The organism is Streptomyces sp. NPDC005962 (assembly GCF_040629205.1).
GTDB lineage: Bacteria > Actinomycetota > Actinomycetes > Streptomycetales > Streptomycetaceae > Streptomyces.
Window position 1 is genome coordinate 1 of the sequence record NZ_JBEXVE010000001.1, and the last position, 15,875, is coordinate 15,875.

A 15,875-nucleotide genomic window follows, 5' to 3' on the forward strand; every position below is an offset into this window, starting at 1 on the left:
TAGCCATGGGCAGCAGCTCCCGCCCGGTCTTCAGGTCACCGGTCGCGCTCCTGGGCGAGTCCGGCGTTGTCGAGCAGGAACTGCAACGTGTAGCCGAGGCTCCGTACGTGCCAGTCAGCGGACTGCAAGCCGGAGCCGAGGCCCTGAGTCAGCTCGTGCGGGATGGTCTTCAACCTGCTCTGCTTCTCGTACCAGACCACGGTGCCCCGGTTCAGACGGGCGATCTGCTGCTCGGCCAGCGGCATCAGTGTCTGGACGTGCTCCACCAGTGCCCTGTGTAGATCACGCAGTTCCTCGTACGGAGGCAGTGCCGTCCGCTTCACCAGGGCGCGGACGATCGTCGCGTTGATCGCGTCGACGTCCACGTCTGCTCGAAGAGTCTTGTCGGTGCCCATGAGAGGCATCCTCTGGCCGTTCACCAGGACGTAGGAACCACCGCCAATTCCCACTTGGGGACGTCCCGCGTCGGGTAAAACGTCCCTAGTGCCGTCCCCGGATGCAGAGAGAGACTCGGATGCCGAACGAAAGGCTACGCGCCGCCATGGCCGCTGGCTGCTGGACGTACGCCACCCTCGCGGAGAAGGTCGAAGTGGACCCCAAGTCCGTTGAGCGATGGGTGAACCTCGGGCGTACGCCGCGCCGCGCCACAGCTATGAAGGCGGCTGAAACCCTGGGAGAAGACGTGCACGCACTATGGCCATCGCTCCGGCAGTCGCGCCCCGCCCGCGCGGTGAGCCCTGAGCTTGTCGCGCTCTACGACCAGCGGGCGGACATCCCTGTGTCCGCGTTCGTGGACATGCTGGCCCAGGCCCGTGAGCGCATCGACGTCCTGGTGTACGCCGCCGTCTTTCTGCACGAGGCGTACCCCCGGCTCAACGACCTCTTGCAGGAACGAGCCGCCGAAGGCTGCGCGGTCCATATCGCCATCGGCGACCCCGACAGTGAGAACGTCCGACTGCGCGGCGAGGAAGAGAAGTTCGGGCACGGCATCGAATCCCGCTGCCGACTCGCGCTCATGCACTACCGCTCCCTGATCGGGACACCGGGCATCGAGGTGCGGACTCACGCCACGACGCTCTACAACTCGATCTACCGGGCCGACGACCAAGCGATGGTGAACGCCCACGTCTGGGGCGTCAACGCCTTTGCTGCCCCCGTGTGGCATCTGCGGCGAAATGGGGTAGGCGGCATGTTCGACACCTACACCGCCAGCTTCGACGCGGTGTGGACGACAGCGACCCCCGTAGAGGAAGACTGACCGTGGCACGCACCGAGTACTACGACGACTCGAACGCACCCGAGCCGAACAGCATGGTGGTCGCCGCGTCCGCCGTCGTCACCGACGAAGAAGGCCGCATCCTCCTTCAGCGCCGCCGGGACAACGACCTCTGGGCACTCCCGGGCGGCGGCATGGAGATGACCGACTCACTGCCAGGGACGGCGGTCCGCGAGGTCAAGGAAGAGACCGGACTGGACGTCGAGATCACGGGTCTTGTCGGCACGTACACCGACCCACTCCACGTCATCGCGTACACGGACGGCGAGGTGCGCCGACAGTTCAACGTCTGCTTCACAGCCCGGGTGGTCGGCGGGGAACTCGCGATCTCGGACGAGTCCACGGAGCTGCGGTTCGTGGCACGTGAGAAGCTGGATGAATTGCCGATGCATCACACACAACGCCTACGTCTCCGCCACTTCATGGAACACCGAGAGACCCCGTACCTGGGGTGATGAAGGACGCGCATCAGTCCCAGCAACACTGAATTACCAAGCAATTGGGAAAATCCTCAACGGAAAGCAACTCCCGAATCCGCGACAACTAGTGAGCCTAGCCCTATGGCTTTCACGCGAGGGAAGCATCGGAGGGCAGACTGAAGAGGATTCAAAGGAATTCATTAAGCAGCTAACGGATTTGCGGCAAGCGGCACATAATCGCCAATTCGACAATCGCCACGCATCCGACGAATTTCCGGAAGAACAAGGAGGAGCAACACCTGAACCTTCTCCGCATATTACATCCCCCCGTCAGACGCGAGGCGCACAGTGCGTAACCGAGCGCAAGGTCCTCGGCTGCATGTTGCTGTCAAAGGATGCAATAGCTGACGTGGTTGAATCTCTTGAAATAGATCATTTTGGCGAGGAGCTTCATGGGCAGACCTACGTAGCCCTACTTGACTTGTATGCGCGCGGACTTGAAATTTCGGTCGAGAGCGTCAGCGGCAAGTTGGGCAATGCTTCCTCAACAAGCGTCGACCTTGTCAGCTATTTGCATTCTTTGATAGTAGAGGCAGGAGACCCCGTCGAGGCCGAGAGTTACGCAGAGCTTGTATCTGATAGAGCTCTTGCGCGACGAATCGGTGCGATAGGCCGTAAATTGAGCGACATGGCCCAGACAGTCACCAATGACGAGGCTCCGGACGTCGATACGTTGGTTAATGTCGCCGAAGAAGAGGTGTCATCCCTCGTAAATGAGCGCAATGCAATCGGCGGCATCGCCCTTGAGGAGGCATTAGACGAGGTAGAGGCGGCCAGCGAAGCTGGTTCCACCATCGGCGTACCATCGGGTTTCCGTGATTTCGACGCACTCAACTCCGGGTTCCGGCCAGGTGAGCTGGTCGTCGTAGCGAGTGCCCCGGGCATTGGTAAATCAACCTTAGCGCTCAACTTTATTCGCGAGTGTTCCGTTGAACGCTCGCTGGCAACGTTCCTCATATCACTGCAGATGAGCCGCAACGAGATGACCATGCGAGTTCTATCTGCGGAAGCGACTGTTGCCCTTCACCATATGCGCTCAGGAATGATGACGGACGACGATTGGACGCGGCTGGCACGAGTCATGCCCTCAGTCAACGAGGCACCCATGTATATGGTGGACGAACCAGGTTACACGATCGATCAATTACTGCATTCTTGTGAACGCCTACGCAGATTCAACAGCATCCAACTCGTCGTAATCGACAGCCTTGATCTTCTGTACGTTGATCCTTCCAAGAGTGCGGGTAGCCACGAACGTGACCTCGCCCTCATCGTACGGGAATTGCGCGGGATGGCAAAAAGACTGGAATTGCCCGTGGTCGCGCTTTATCAGATGGGGCGCCCCCCACAACGGAATTTCAGCCACCGCCCAGAAGTCGGCGACATTCCGGGCTGCTTGGAAAACTTCGCAGACATGCTCATACTGCTCCATCGAGAGGATGCTTACGAGAAGGAATCCCCGCGAGCAGGAGAAGCAGACCTAATAGTAGCCAAGAACCGCAATGGGCCAACCGCAGTGATCAACGTAGCATTTCAGGGCCATTACTCTCGATTCGTCGACATGGCCGGACCATAGCCCTATTCGCTACTGGCCCCCATATTTATTGTCAGATATTTCGACCTGGGACTGAAAAGGTGAATCATCGAGCTTGAGTCCTAGGGATATCTGGCGGAGTCCTGGTCGTCCTGCCGCAGCGTAAGCCCTATGTAAGGCGATAAGCATTTGCCTATGAGGGCCAGGCGGCACCTGGTCCTCGTCCGGCATCACCAACCCGCGCTTCCCCCGTGCCGCGCCCATTGGGGCCTCCTAAGTGTCTCCAAGTGTCTCCGTCGTAGTTTCTCACGCATACCCACCGCAGGTCAGAGCCTTGCAGTAACTCGCAAAGTGTCTACTTGTGACGCGGACCGGACACCTCGTACGGACAGCCGTCAATGCTGGAGTTACCGACTAGCCAGAAGGGAAGCCCATGCGTCGCTGCCGGAAGAGGGTCGTCAACCTTGAACGCCGCCAACTGGCCCATGAGATCAGAGGGACCATGATGGTGACGTTCATCCAAGTCGCGCTCACCGTCACTCTTAACGCACTCGCGGCAGCCCTACCGTGGGTGTAGTGGGCACCCAGCCGCTGAGCTGTTCGGACGATGCTGTGGACCCCTTCTTGGAGGCCGTGGTGGCGACGGGGCGACCGGGCGGCTGACGGCAACGACGGCACACGATGCCTGCCAGCGACTCCGTCTGGGCACCGGGCCGGAGCGCTGCCGAGACTGGCATTAGGGCCCTGCCTGAACCTACGGATCAAGAGGTCTAGAGGCGGAGACGTCGCCTCCTGAGCCGTTCGGGCGAGACTGTGGACCCCTGGTGGACCACCAGGCTCTCAACGGGCAGTGAGAGGTGGCGTTCGTGGAGGTCAGGGCTGTAGCCGTCGCCCTGGCTACAGCCCTCTTGAAAACCGTCGTGGCAGCGATGTCACCGAGGGTTCAAATCCCTCAGCCTCCGCCCAGGTCAGCGAAGTAGCTGGTCAGAAGGGGTGCCCCTGGTACGGGGCACCCCTTCTGCGTGTTCGCTGTCCCACGCCTGTTGAGCTGGGCTATGAACGCTCGGTCCGGCGCTCGTTCGTAGAGGCGTCAACGTGAAACGTCGTGGACCCTCCGTGTGGGTTACGGCCTTTCAGGCCTCGAAGGAAGCCCCGCGAAACGCCTGATCCCCCAAGCTTCAAGGGTTAGCGAAAGCGAAACATCAGTTTTCGGATAATTTAAGCATCCAATCTCAATATGAGACCGTTTGGGTGTTCCTGCCGCTCGCCATGTACCTGAGGACAGCGTCCGAAGCGAAGGGGCATGCACGTGGCTGACTGGAAGAACATCTCCGGGGGACTCACGACGATTTCGGTCGGCTCCAGGACTCACGTGTGGGGCGTGAACTCCTTGGGCCAGATCTACCGTTACACCGGTCACGATGCGAACCCCTGGGTCGGTATCCCGGGCAGTGCGGTCGACATCGGGGTGGCTGCCGACGGCACGGTGTGGTGCGTCAACTCGGCTGGTGCCATTTACCGTTACGCCGGGGACCAGGGTTCGACCGACTGGGTCAACATCTCCGGTGGCCTGAGCCGGATCTCCGTCGGCTCCAGGACTCACGTGTGGGGTGTGAACTCCTCGGGGCAGATCTACCGTTACACGGGTCACGATGCCAATCCCTGGGTCGGTATCCCGGGCAGTGCGGTTGACATCGGGGTGGCTGCCGACGGCACGGTGTGGTGCGTCAACTCGGCTGGTGCCATTTACCGTTACGCCGGGGACCAGGGTTCGACCGACTGGGTCAACATCTCCGGTGGTCTGAGCCGGATCTCCGTCGGCTCCAGGACCCATGTGTGGGGCGTGAACTCCTCGAATCAGCTGTACCGGTACACCGGCCACGACGCGAACCCCTGGATCGGCATCCCGGGCAGCGCGGTCGACATCGGCGTCGCCGCCGACGGCACGGTGTGGCACGTCAACTCCGCCGGCGGCATCTACCGCTACACCGGAGACCAGCCGAGCTGACGAGTCGGCGACCATGCGAGGCCGTGGCTGGCGGTATAGCTGGTCAAATGGGGTGCTCCTGATTCAGGGGCACCCCTTCCGTGAGCGGAAATTCCCCGAGCGGCGGGCTGCCCTTCCGCCTAGGGTGTCGGTCATGTTCAAGTCAGGGGTGGGGTTCCTCACGTTGTTCGGGCTCGGTTGGTGGCTGCTGGGCACGAGCGCTTTCGAGGGGTTGGTGCGGCTGATCGAGGTCGTAGTCGGCTGTGCCGTGACGGTGGGACTGCTGCTCGCCGCGCGCCGATTCTTTCCCTCGTCAGCAGGGGAGCCCTTCCCCGCCGGGCAGCGTCGGCAGTTCATGCGGATCAACGTTCTCCAGTGGCTTCTGATCATCGCCACCGGCGTGGTGTGCCGTTACGCCGGAACGCCGGTGCTCATCCCCCCGCTGATCGCGGTGGTCGTCGGGCTCCACTTTCTGCCGTTGGCAGCGGTGTTCGAGGAGCCCCGGCTGCGCATACCGGCGGCCTTGTTGGGCGCGGCCGGGGCGACGGGCGTGATCGTGTGGCTCATGAATGGTCCCGACGAGACCGTCCGCCTCGTGGTGGGTCTCATCTCCGCGCTCTCCCTGTGGGGCATGGCGCTCTGGACGATCGCGGGGGCGGCATCCGCTGCCGGGCAAGCGCCGGGGAGTGAGCAAGCCGGTAGCGCCTGACGGTCGCTTCGTCCGGGGCGCAGGGCAGGTACGGGTACGCGATTTGGCGAGCTCGCCATCGCCCAAGGCGACGATCTGGCGCATGTCGAGCTGATCTCGCCACCTGAGTTTGTGTTCGCCGATGAGACGGCGGGATCAGCCCGGGTGGTTCAAGCAGACGATGCCCCGACTGGTGGTGGGCCGGATCAGCTGGAAGCTGTAGCCCTCACCTTCAGGCGGTCCGGGCGCCGAAGTAGTGGCCCTGGTCGAGGTCGTCGATGAGTCCGGGGCCGGTCGGGTGCCAGTCCAGCAGCTCGCGGGTCAGCGCGTTGGACGCCCGGGCGCTGACGTTCAGGAAGCGGCTCAGCCAGCCGAAGTGTTCGCCCGCCTCCTCGGCGGGGACGGAGACCACCGGCAGGTCGAGGTGGCGGCCGATCGCCTCCGCCACGGTGCGGAGCGGCACGCCCTCTTCGTCGATGCCGTGCAGTACCGATCCGGCCGGGGCCTTCTCCAGGGCCAGCCGGAACAGCCGCGCCGCGTCGGGCCGGTGGACCGCGGGCCAGCGGTCGGACCCGTCGCCGACGTAGCCGGAGACGCCCTTCTCGCGGGCGATGTCGATCAGCCTCGGGACGAAGCCGTGGTCGCCCTCGTCGTGGACCGATGCGGCGAGACGCACGATGGACGAACGGACGCCACGGTCGGCGAGCCCCAGCGCCGCCCGCGCGTTGGCCTCCCGGAGGCTCGCGGTCGGGTCGAGCTGGTCCCGTTCGGTCGCGACCCGCCCCGGGGCGACTCCGAGCAGTCCGGACGCGACGACGAGGGGACGATCGGTCCCGTCGAGCGCGGCGCCCATGGCTTCGATGGCGCGCAGGTCGCTCTTGACGGCGCCTTCGAAGTCCGAGAAGTCGTGGATGAACGCCAGGTGCACGACCCCGTCGGCCGCCGAGGCGCCCGCGTGCAGGCTGTCGGGGTCGTCGAGGGTGCCGCGGTGTACTTCGGCCCCGGCTGCGGCGATGGCCTCGGCCGAGGCGTTCGAGCGGGCGAGCCCGAGGACCTGGTGGCCCGCGCGGATGAGTTCGGGAACGACGGCGGAGCCGATGAATCCGGACGCGCCGGTGACGAAAACACGCATCAGTGAGACCTCCAAGTGGTGGCCCGTCCTCGGCGCGGAGCGCGCCCCGGACGAGGCGATGTCAGTCGCTGTCATCGAAAGAGTACCACCGCGATGTCAGTCACTGTCGTCGCGCTAGAATCGGGGCCATGGGTCGATGGGAGCCGGGCGCGCGTGAGCGACTTCAACGGGCGGCACTGGAGCTCTACGTCGAGCGGGGATTCGAGCAGACGACGGTCGCTGAGATCACCAATCGGGCGGGCCTCACGGAGCGGACGTTCTTCCGCCATTTCGCCGACAAGCGCGAAGTGCTGTTCTACGGCCAGGCCGAACTGCTCGAAACCGGCGTGTACGCCATCGCGGGCGCGTCCGAAACCACGGCTCCCCTCGCCGCGGTGGTCGAGGCCCTTCAGCTCATCGCCGCCCGATTCGAAGAACGTCGCGAATCCGCCCGGCAGCGTCAGACCGTGATCGCCGCGAACCCCGGACTCCAGGAGCGTGAGCTGCTGAAGCTCGCCTCGCTCGCTTCCGCCATGGCCGACGCGCTACGTGGGCGAGGGGTCGCGGAGCCGACCGCGAGCCTGGCCGCCGAGGCCGGGGTCGCGGTGTTCAAGGTCGCGTTCGAGCACTGGATCGGCGAACCCGGCGAGCGGACGCTGTCCGACCTCATCCGCGACTCCCTCGACCACCTCAGGGCCGCGACCGCGGGCTAGCGGCCCCTCCATCTCGTCCCTCCCGCCCGGCGGTCATGCGGCTATGCGTCCGGCGGTCATGTGCCCGGCGGTTGTGCGACCGGCGGCAGGGTGCGGCCGGTGGTGCTGCGGGCCGCGGAGGCGACCGTCGCCTCGGCTTCGCGCCGGGTCAGGCCGGTATGGAGCGCGGCTTCGATGAGGGCCGGCGCCAGTTCGTCCCCCGCGCCCGTCTCGTACGCCCGGCAGGCGGCCCAGAACAGCCGGTCGTTGCGCCGCCCCTCCTGGGACTCGCGGACGAACCGTACGAGGGCGGCATCGCGCCCGGCCGTACCGCCCGCCCTCGGACGGGGCGTGGACCGGTCCGGCGGGGTACGGTCCCGCGTCGTACGGGCCGGGGGCCGCAGCAGGCCGAGGAGCGCGGGCGGCGCGGGGGCGGGGCGCCAGGCGGGGGAACCGGGCGCCAGGCGGTAGCGGCCGTGTGAGGTGGCCGAGTCGGGGCCGACGAGATAGCCGCCCGTCCCGCGGATGTCGATGCCGGGGGCGATCCGGCCGACGGAGTTGGCGACGGCGAGTCCGGGCGGTCCGCACAGCCACAGGTGACGCCCGCCGCCGGGGGTGAGCACGGTGACGGTGCGGGGGACGGCGAAGGCGTACCGGCGGGCCAGCAGGGCGAGCGCGGCGGCACCGTCGACGCGCGGTTCGCGCTTGAGGTCGAGGTCGACGCCGATGAGGTGGTGCGGGGCGCAGCCGCAGGCGATGCCGTAGCCGCTGGCCCAGGGGGCGGCGGCGAACAGCGCCCGGATCGCCTCCGGGTCGGCGGACGCGTCGTGAACGCCGTGGCCGGGCCGCCCGCAGGCGCCGCGGCAGGGAAGGGGTACGGGGTCGTGGTGGTGAGGGGAGCGCACGGCGGGCAGCTTCGCGCGGGTCAGCGGGATGACGCGGAAGCCATGGGCCGCGGCGGCAAGGGCATGGGCGAGTGGAGTGTTCGCCATGCTCTCCATTTTCGGACAAGCGTGCGATAAGGGGAAGAGGGTCGGCGCGTCGGGGTGGTCCGGGGCGCGGAGGCGCGTTGGGGGTTTGAAAGGAGTTCATCATTCTTGCGTGGTAATACGTCGTTCGGTGTGCTTCGTCTGTCGACTGGTGGGCAACTTTCCGTCATGGCAGGTGTTCGCGCATGACCGGCACGAGTGAGTAGTGGTGATTCATTGAGTGAACGGGACGGGTGAGGTCGTTTACGGTCACGCGGCGGCGCTTCGGTGCCGCCGCGCGGTCGTGCTCGGGGTCGGGTCCGGCGCCGTGCCCGGCACCGCGCTCGGCAGCGTGCTTGACAGCGCCAAATTATCCGACGGATAGTCAGAAAGCTTTGGGTGCGGCCGTACACGTGGTCATACGTGCGGTCGTACGTGCCCTCGTACGACGCCGTCGAGCCAGGGGAGGACGCTGCCCATGCACCTCGCCCCCACGCCCCGCCAGCGGCAGCTGCGCGAGGAACTCCGCGCCTATTTCCGCGAGCTGATCACGGCTGAGACCCGTGCGGCCTTGCTGGGCGACCCGGCAGGTCAGCGGCGGCTGCTGCGGCGGATCGGCGCGGACGGGCTGCTCGGGCTCGGCTGGCCGGTCGAGTACGGCGGCCAAGGGCGCGGCCCCGACGAGCAGTTCGTGTTCTTCGACGAGGCGTACCGGGCGGGCGCGCCGGTCTCCATGGTCACGCTCAACACGGTCGGACCGACTCTGATGCGGTACGGCACCGAGGAGCAGAAGCGGTTCTTCCTGCCGCGCATCCTCAGCGGTGAGCTCGTCTTCGCCATCGGCTACTCGGAACCGGAGGCCGGGACCGACCTCGCCTCGCTGCGCACGAAGGCGGTGCGCGAGGGGAACGGGAACGGGAACGAGGAGTGCGGGGAGTACGGGGAGCACAAGGCCGGGCCCGGCGGGACGGGCACCGGGACCGCGGCGTGGCGGATCGACGGCGCCAAGACCTTCACCAGCAACGCCCAGAACGCCGACTGGATCTGGCTGGCCTGCCGCACCGACCCGGCGGCGCCCAAGCACAAGGGCATCTCGATCATCCTGGTGCCGACCGACGCCCCCGGCTTCTCCTGGACGCCGATCGAGACAGTCGCGGGCCTGACCACGACCGCGACCTACTACGACGCGGTCCGCGTTCCGGCCTGCCATCTCGTCGGCGAGGAGAACGGCGGCTGGGGGTTGATCACCACTCAGCTCAACCATGAGCGGGTCGCGCTCGCCGCCATCGGCATGCAGGCCGAGGACTTCTACGACGCCGTCCTCGCCCACGCCCGTACCCCCGACCCGGACACCGGGGCCCGTCTCGCCGACCAGGACTGGGCGCGGGCCCGGCTGGCGGAGGCGCACGCCCGGCTGGCGGCGACCCGGCTGCTCAACTGGCGGCTGGTCGGAGATGTGGGGGCGGGGACGCTGAGCCCGGGCGACGCGAGCGGCGTCAAGTTCGCGGGAACCGAAAGCGCGGTCGCGGTGTATTGCCTATGTCAGGAAATCGCGGGAGAGGCGGGGCTGATCCGGTCGGGATCGCCGGGAGCGTTCGAGGACGGCGAGCTGGAGCGGATGAACAGGGCCGCGCAGATCAACACCTTTGGGGGCGGGGCGAGTGAGGTGCAGAGGGAGATCGTGGCGACGATGCGGCTCGGCATGCGGCGGGGGCGGCGATGACCGCTGAGGCGCACGAGCTGTACGAGAGGCTGAGGGCGTACGAGGGCCGGGTGGCGGCGAGCGGCGGCGAGGGCAGGGACCCGGTCAACGAATCCATGATCAGGCACTGGTGCGAGGCGATGGGCGACACCAACCCCGCCTATCCGGGCATCGCACCGCCGACGATGCTCCAGGCATGGACGATGGGCGGCCTCGGCGGACACCCCGAAGGCTCGGCCAGGTCGGAGGCGTACGACGAACTCCTGGCGCTGCTCGACGAGGCAGGCTGCACCTCGGTCGTCGCGACGGACTGCGAGCAGGAGTATCCCCGTCCACTGCGTCCGGGAGACCGGATCACCTTCGACGCGATGATCGAGTCGGTGTCGCCGCGCAAGACCACCAAGCTGGGCACAGGCCACTTCGTCACCACGCGGATGGACATCCGGGCGGGCGGTGAGCTGGTCGGGACACATCGCTTCCGCATCCTCAAGTACGCGCCGACGCGGCAGCAGCCGGAGCCGAAACCGAAGCAGCAGCCGGGACGGAAGCTGGAGCAGCAGCCGGAGCGGAAACCGAAGCAGGCACCACAGCAGCAGCCGGAGCCGGAGCGGCAGCCGAAGGCGAAGCGCCCGCGTCCCGTCGTCAACCGGGACAACGCGGGGTTCTGGGAGGGAGTCGCCGCCCACCAGCTGCTCATCCAGCGCTGCACCGGATGCGGCACGCTCCGCTTCCCCTGGCTGCCGGGGTGCGGCGGCTGTGGTGCGCCGGAGTGGGACACGGTCGCGGCCTCCGGCGCGGGCACGGTGTTCAGCTATGTGGTCATGCACCATCCGCCCTTCCCCGCCTTCGATCCGCCGTATGCCGTGGGCCTGATCGAGCTGGCCGAGGGGGTCCGGGTAGTCAGCAACATCACGGGGGTGCCGTACGACAAGGTGCGCATCGGGATGCCCGTCGAGCTGGAGTTCCTGCGGGCCGACGACGAGCTGGAGCTGCCCGTCTTCCGAGGGGCGGTGGCCTGATGGACTTCACGCCCACCGTGGAGCAGCAGGCCGCCCGGGACCTGGCGGCGGAGATCTTCGGGGATCTGTCCACCCATGAGCGGCTGTCGGCCCTCGGCACGGGTGTCGACGGCGAGCTGTGGAAGGCGCTCTGTGCGGCGGGGCTGCCCGCCGCCGTGGAGGAGATCGGCCTGGTCGGTCTGGTGCTGCTGCTGGAGGAGCAGGGCCGGGTGACCGCTCAGGTGCCGCTCGCGGCGACCTGTGCGTACGGCCTGCTGCCGGTGGCCATCCACGGCACGGCCGGGCAGCGCGCGCGGCTGCTCCCCGCCCTGCGGGACGGTACGGCGGTGGCGACGGCCGCATACCGGACCGGCTCCCGCCCGGCGGCCTCGGCCCGCCGGACCGCCGCGGGGTGGGTGCTGACCGGCACGTTCCCGGTGGTCCCCTGGCTGCGGGCCGCGACCCATGTGCTGGTCCCGGCGCGCACGGAGGAGGGGCGCACACGCTGCTTCCTGATCGAGGCCCAGGCGGTCCCCACTCCGATCACCCCTGCCGCCCATACCTCCGGCGCACCCGTCCGGACCGAAGCCGTGGAGACCACCGCGCCCTGGGCGGCGGGACGGCTCACGCTCCATGACGCACCCGCCGAGTCGCTCGGCGACGACGGCGTCTGGGCCGAGGTGCTCGGCCGGGCCCGTACGGCCTTCGCCGGGCTGCAGGCGGGCGTCTGCCAGGGATCGGTCGCGCGGGTGGTCCAACACACCTCCACGCGTGAGCAGTTCGGGCGCCCGCTCTCCGCCCAGCAGGGCGTGCTGCTGCGCGCGGCGGACGCCCATATGGACACCGAGGCGATCCGGGTGACCGCCTACGAGGCGGCCTGGCGCTACGACCAGCGTCTGCCCGCGGCCACCCATGCGCTCACCACCGCCTGGTGGGCCTGTGAGGCGGGCAGACGGGTCGTCCACGCGGGGCAGCATCTGCATGGCGGTATCGGCGCCGATGTGGAGCATCCGGTGCACCGGCACTTCCTGTGGGGGCGGCAGCTGGACGCGTATCTGGGCCCGGCCCCCGCCCTGCTGGCCGAGCTGGGCGCCCTGCTCACGGAGGAGAAGGCCGTATGACGGTCACGGTCCGTGCGGGCGAGGCGCTGCCCCCGCTGCGTATCCCGATCACCAGGACGCTCATCGTCTCCGGCGCCCTCGCTTCCCGGGACTACCAGGATGTGCACCACGATGCCGAGGCGGCCAGGGAGAAGGGCTCTCCGGACATCTTCATGAACATTCTGACCACCAACGGCCTGGTCGGGCGGTATATCACCGACCACTTCGGGCCGCTGTCCCGCCTCCGGAGGGTCGCCATCCGGCTCGGTGCCCCCAACTACCCCGGGGACGAGATGGTGTTGACCGGAGAGGTCACCTCGGTCGCCGACGGCATGGCGGAGGTCGCGGTGACCGGGCAGAACACCATCGGCCGCCATGTGACCGGCACGGTCACCGTGGAACTGCCCACCGGCGCCAGCGAGTCCACCGGCACCGGCGAGTCCACAGGGGTCACCGAGTCCACCGGCGCCACCGAGTCCACCGGGCCCGCCAGGCCCACCGGCTCCGACGGCTCCCCGACCGGAGTCGTCCGATGAGCGCCCGCAGGCCGGACCGGCTCGGGGGGCGGGCCGCGATCGTGGGCATCGGCGCCACCGAGTTCTCCAAGGACTCCGGCCGCAGCGAGCTGAGGCTCGCGGCCGAGGCCGTCCGGGCGGCGCTGGACGACGCGGGGATCGCCCCGGCCGAGGTCGACGGGCTGGTCACCTTCACCATGGACACCAGCCCCGAGATCACCGTGGCCCAGGCATGCGGCATCGGCGAGCTGACGTTCTTCTCACGGGTGCACTACGGCGGGGGCGCTGCCTGTGCCACCGTGCAGCAGGCCGCGCTCGCCGTCGCCACCGGTGTCGCGGAGGTCGTCGTCTGCTACCGCGCGTTCAATGAGCGCTCCGGGCGCCGCTTCGGTTCCGGGGTGCAGCACCGCGAGCCGTCGGCCGAGGGGGCGGCGCTCGGCTGGTCGCTGCCCTTCGGTCTGCTGACCCCCGCGTCCTGGGTCGCCATGGCCGCGCAGCGCTATCTGCACACCTACGGTCTGACGCCCGAGGCCTTCGGCCAGGTGGCCGTCGTCGACCGGCGCCATGCCGCCACCAATCCGGCCGCGTATTTCCACGGCAAGCCGATCACCCTGGCCGATCATGCCGCCTCCCGCTGGATCGTGGAGCCGCTGCGGCTGCTCGACTGCTGCCAGGAGACGGACGGCGGCCAGGCGATCGTCGTCACCAGCGTCGAGCGGGCCCGCGATCTCCCGCGTCCACCCGCCGTGATCACAGCGGCGGCGCAGGGCTCGGGCCGGGCGCAGGAGCAGATGACGAGCTTCTACCGGGACGATCTCTCTGGGCTGCCGGAGATGGGCGTGGTCGCGCGGCAGCTATGGGGCGGCAGCGGGCTGAGTCCCGCCGACATCGATGTGGCCATCCTCTATGACCACTTCACGCCGTTCGTGCTGATGCAGCTGGAGGAGTTCGGGTTCTGCGAGCGGGGCGAGGCGGCCGGATGCGTCGCCGAGGGCGCGCTGCCGCTCAATACCCACGGCGGTCAGCTCGGCGAGGCGTATCTGCATGGGATGAACGGGATAGCGGAGGCTGTCCGCCAGATACGCGGCACCTCCGTCAACCAGGTGCCGCACGCCTCCCGCGCGCTGGTCACCGCGGGCACCGGGGTACCGACATCCGGGCTCCTCCTCGGAGCAGACGGCTGAACCACGCGCGTGTCTGCGGCACCGGTCCTCCGCTGTCCACATTGACTCCTCATATGAACCGAGGAAAGAAGAACAGATGGATGTTCATGGGCTGGGCTGCCAGTCTGATCGCGGTGCTCGCCACCTCGATCACCGGCCCCGCCTCCGCCTCGGCGGAAGCCCTCCCCGACCCCCGGCCATTGGGCGCCAAGGTCTTCCAGGGCTGGGGCTTCGACACCTGCCACGCCCCCTCACTCGCCGCCCTGCGCGCGTGGAACGTCTCCCGGTACCGCGCCGTCGGCGTCTACTACGCGGGTCGCGGCCGGGCTTGCCCCAGCCAGCCCAACCTCAGCGTCGCCTGGATGCGCGGAGTGAAGAGCATGGGATGGCATGTGCTGCCCATCTTCGTGGGGTCCCAGTCCCCCTGCGTCCGCAACAAGAACAAGAAGCATGTCCCCATCGGCAGCACGCCCTGGGCACAGGGGCGCAAGGAGGGGAAGGACGCGGTGGCCCGCGCGAAGGCGCTGGCCATGAAGAAGCGCAGCGCGCTCTATCTGGACATGGAGGCCTACGACCAGGGGAAGGTGAGCTGCGCGGCCACCACACTCTCCTTCATCCGCGGCTGGAACCGCGAGGTGCGGTCGCACGGCTTCTTCCCCGGTTTCTACAGCAGCGCCGAATCCGGGGTGCGCCATCTGGAGAAGGCCCGGAGGGCGGGTATCCGTGATCTCCCCTCCGCGATGTGGTTCGCGCGCTGGAACGGGAAGGCGGTGCTCGCCGGTGAGCCGGTCCTGGCCAAGAAGGCCTGGCAGCCACACCGCCGCATCCATCAGTACGTCGGCAATGTGAGTGAGAAGTACGGCGGCCGGACGATGCAGATCGACCGCAACAAGGTGGACGCACCGGTCGCGATCATCAGCTGAGCCGTAGACCGGCGGGGGACCCTCTCCGGCAGAACCCTGACGGAAGCCCCATCTTCTCCATCCCCAGGAGGTGTTGCAGGCCCTACCCCTACAACCTCAGGTTGATTCGGCTTCGGCACTTGTGGCCGATCCGCGATGAGCCGCCCACTCCCTAGCGTTGGGGCATGACCACGACCGTGTGCCCAGGGGCTTCCGCCGCCGCCGCGTTCCCGTCGTTCACGACATACGTACGGGCACGGGGGCCGATGCTGCTGCGCACCGCCCGCTCGCTGACGCCCAACGCCTGTGACGCCGAGGATCTGCTGCAGACCGCGCTGACCAAGACATACATCGCGTGGGAGCGGATCGAGGACCACAAGGCGCTGGACGGCTATGTGCGCCGGGCGCTGGTCAACACGCGGACCTCCCAGTGGCGCAAGCGCAAGGTCGACGAGTTCGTATGCGAGGAGCTCCCCGAGCCGGACCCGGTCCCCGCCCCCGACCCCGCCGAGCAGCAGGTCCTGCGCGACATGATGTGGCGCGCGGTGCTCCGGCTGCCGGACCGTCAGCGGGCCATGGTCGTCCTCAGGTATTACGAGGACCTGAGCGAGGCCCAGACCGCGGAGGTACTCGGAGTGTCCATCGGCACGGTCAAGAGCGCCGTCTCACGCGCCCTCGTCAAGCTCCGTGAAGACCCGGAGCTGTGCCGCGCGGCCTGACGGCGAGTGGCCCGGGGGCGCGGAGGGGTAGTGACATACCA

At 67.8% G+C, this 15,875-nt stretch carries 16 protein-coding genes; 13 read left to right on the top strand and 3 right to left on the bottom strand.

The window, feature by feature from the left end:
• Positions 1 to 35 precede the first annotated feature (35 nt).
• Positions 36 to 395: a DUF6415 family natural product biosynthesis protein gene (locus ABZ370_RS00005; RefSeq protein WP_358614446.1), complete on the bottom strand. Its 360-nt coding sequence runs from the start codon at positions 393 to 395 to the stop codon at positions 36 to 38.
• 119 nt (positions 396 to 514) lie between these two features.
• On the opposite strand from ABZ370_RS00005, the gene ABZ370_RS00010 reads away from it, so the two are divergent.
• From ABZ370_RS00010 to ABZ370_RS00030, 5 genes are all read left to right on the top strand, one after another.
• A complete protein-coding gene (locus ABZ370_RS00010) occupies positions 515 to 1,258 on the top strand; it encodes an XRE family transcriptional regulator (protein WP_358614448.1) in 744 nt (247 codons plus the stop codon).
• A 2-nt stretch (positions 1,259 to 1,260) separates the two neighbouring features.
• Positions 1,261 to 1,731, top strand: coding sequence for an NUDIX domain-containing protein (locus tag ABZ370_RS00015; RefSeq protein WP_358614450.1), 471 nt, complete (start codon positions 1,261 to 1,263; stop codon positions 1,729 to 1,731).
• A complete protein-coding gene (locus tag ABZ370_RS00020) occupies positions 1,652 to 3,331 on the top strand; it encodes a DnaB-like helicase C-terminal domain-containing protein (protein WP_358615963.1) in 1,680 nt (559 codons plus the stop codon). The genes ABZ370_RS00015 and ABZ370_RS00020 overlap by 80 nt, the downstream gene beginning before the upstream one ends.
• Before the next feature lie 1,267 nt (positions 3,332 to 4,598).
• Positions 4,599 to 5,297 carry a tectonin domain-containing protein gene (locus tag ABZ370_RS00025; protein ID WP_358614452.1) on the top strand — a complete coding sequence of 233 codons (699 nt, stop codon included), beginning with the start codon at positions 4,599 to 4,601 and terminating at the stop codon, positions 5,295 to 5,297.
• Positions 5,298 to 5,430: 133 nt separating this feature from the next.
• Positions 5,431 to 5,985, top strand: a complete 555-nt coding sequence (locus ABZ370_RS00030) for a hypothetical protein (protein WP_358614454.1) — start codon at positions 5,431 to 5,433, stop codon at positions 5,983 to 5,985.
• Positions 5,986 to 6,196: 211 nt separating this feature from the next.
• On the opposite strand, the gene ABZ370_RS00035 is transcribed toward ABZ370_RS00030, so the two are convergent.
• Entirely contained in the window at positions 6,197 to 7,096 is a 900-nt protein-coding gene (locus tag ABZ370_RS00035; RefSeq protein WP_358615965.1) for an SDR family oxidoreductase, read from the bottom strand.
• Positions 7,097 to 7,224: 128 nt separating this feature from the next.
• Between ABZ370_RS00035 and ABZ370_RS00040 the strand changes: the two genes are divergently transcribed.
• Positions 7,225 to 7,788 (top strand): TetR family transcriptional regulator, encoded by a 564-nt coding sequence (locus ABZ370_RS00040; protein ID WP_358614456.1) that lies wholly within the window; start codon positions 7,225 to 7,227, stop codon positions 7,786 to 7,788.
• A 56-nt stretch (positions 7,789 to 7,844) separates the two neighbouring features.
• Here the strand turns inward: ABZ370_RS00040 and ABZ370_RS00045 are convergent, their stop codons facing one another.
• Positions 7,845 to 8,759, bottom strand: coding sequence for a bifunctional DNA primase/polymerase (locus ABZ370_RS00045; protein ID WP_358614458.1), 915 nt, complete (start codon positions 8,757 to 8,759; stop codon positions 7,845 to 7,847).
• 454 nt (positions 8,760 to 9,213) lie between these two features.
• On the opposite strand from ABZ370_RS00045, the gene ABZ370_RS00050 reads away from it, so the two are divergent.
• The 7 genes from ABZ370_RS00050 to ABZ370_RS00080 all read left to right on the top strand — a co-directional run bounded on the left by ABZ370_RS00050 (position 9,214) and on the right by ABZ370_RS00080 (position 15,834).
• Positions 9,214 to 10,458, top strand: a complete 1,245-nt coding sequence (locus tag ABZ370_RS00050) for an acyl-CoA dehydrogenase family protein (protein ID WP_358614460.1) — start codon at positions 9,214 to 9,216, stop codon at positions 10,456 to 10,458.
• Entirely contained in the window at positions 10,455 to 11,456 is a 1,002-nt protein-coding gene (locus ABZ370_RS00055) for an OB-fold domain-containing protein (RefSeq protein WP_358614462.1), read from the top strand. The genes ABZ370_RS00050 and ABZ370_RS00055 overlap by 4 nt, the downstream gene beginning before the upstream one ends.
• Entirely contained in the window at positions 11,456 to 12,556 is a 1,101-nt protein-coding gene (locus ABZ370_RS00060) for an acyl-CoA dehydrogenase family protein (RefSeq protein WP_358614464.1), read from the top strand. Before ABZ370_RS00055 ends, ABZ370_RS00060 begins: the two co-directional genes overlap by 1 nt.
• Positions 12,553 to 13,071: a MaoC family dehydratase gene (locus ABZ370_RS00065; protein ID WP_358614466.1), complete on the top strand. Its 519-nt coding sequence runs from the start codon at positions 12,553 to 12,555 to the stop codon at positions 13,069 to 13,071. The genes ABZ370_RS00060 and ABZ370_RS00065 overlap by 4 nt, the downstream gene beginning before the upstream one ends.
• Positions 13,068 to 14,234, top strand: coding sequence for a lipid-transfer protein (locus ABZ370_RS00070; protein ID WP_358614472.1), 1,167 nt, complete (start codon positions 13,068 to 13,070; stop codon positions 14,232 to 14,234). Before ABZ370_RS00065 ends, ABZ370_RS00070 begins: the two co-directional genes overlap by 4 nt.
• 53 nt (positions 14,235 to 14,287) lie before the next feature.
• Entirely contained in the window at positions 14,288 to 15,136 is an 849-nt protein-coding gene (locus tag ABZ370_RS00075) for a DUF1906 domain-containing protein (RefSeq protein WP_358614474.1), read from the top strand.
• Between the two features lie 164 nt (positions 15,137 to 15,300).
• Positions 15,301 to 15,834 carry a SigE family RNA polymerase sigma factor gene (locus tag ABZ370_RS00080; RefSeq protein WP_358614476.1) on the top strand — a complete coding sequence of 178 codons (534 nt, stop codon included), beginning with the start codon at positions 15,301 to 15,303 and terminating at the stop codon, positions 15,832 to 15,834.
• Positions 15,835 to 15,875 lie beyond the last annotated feature (41 nt).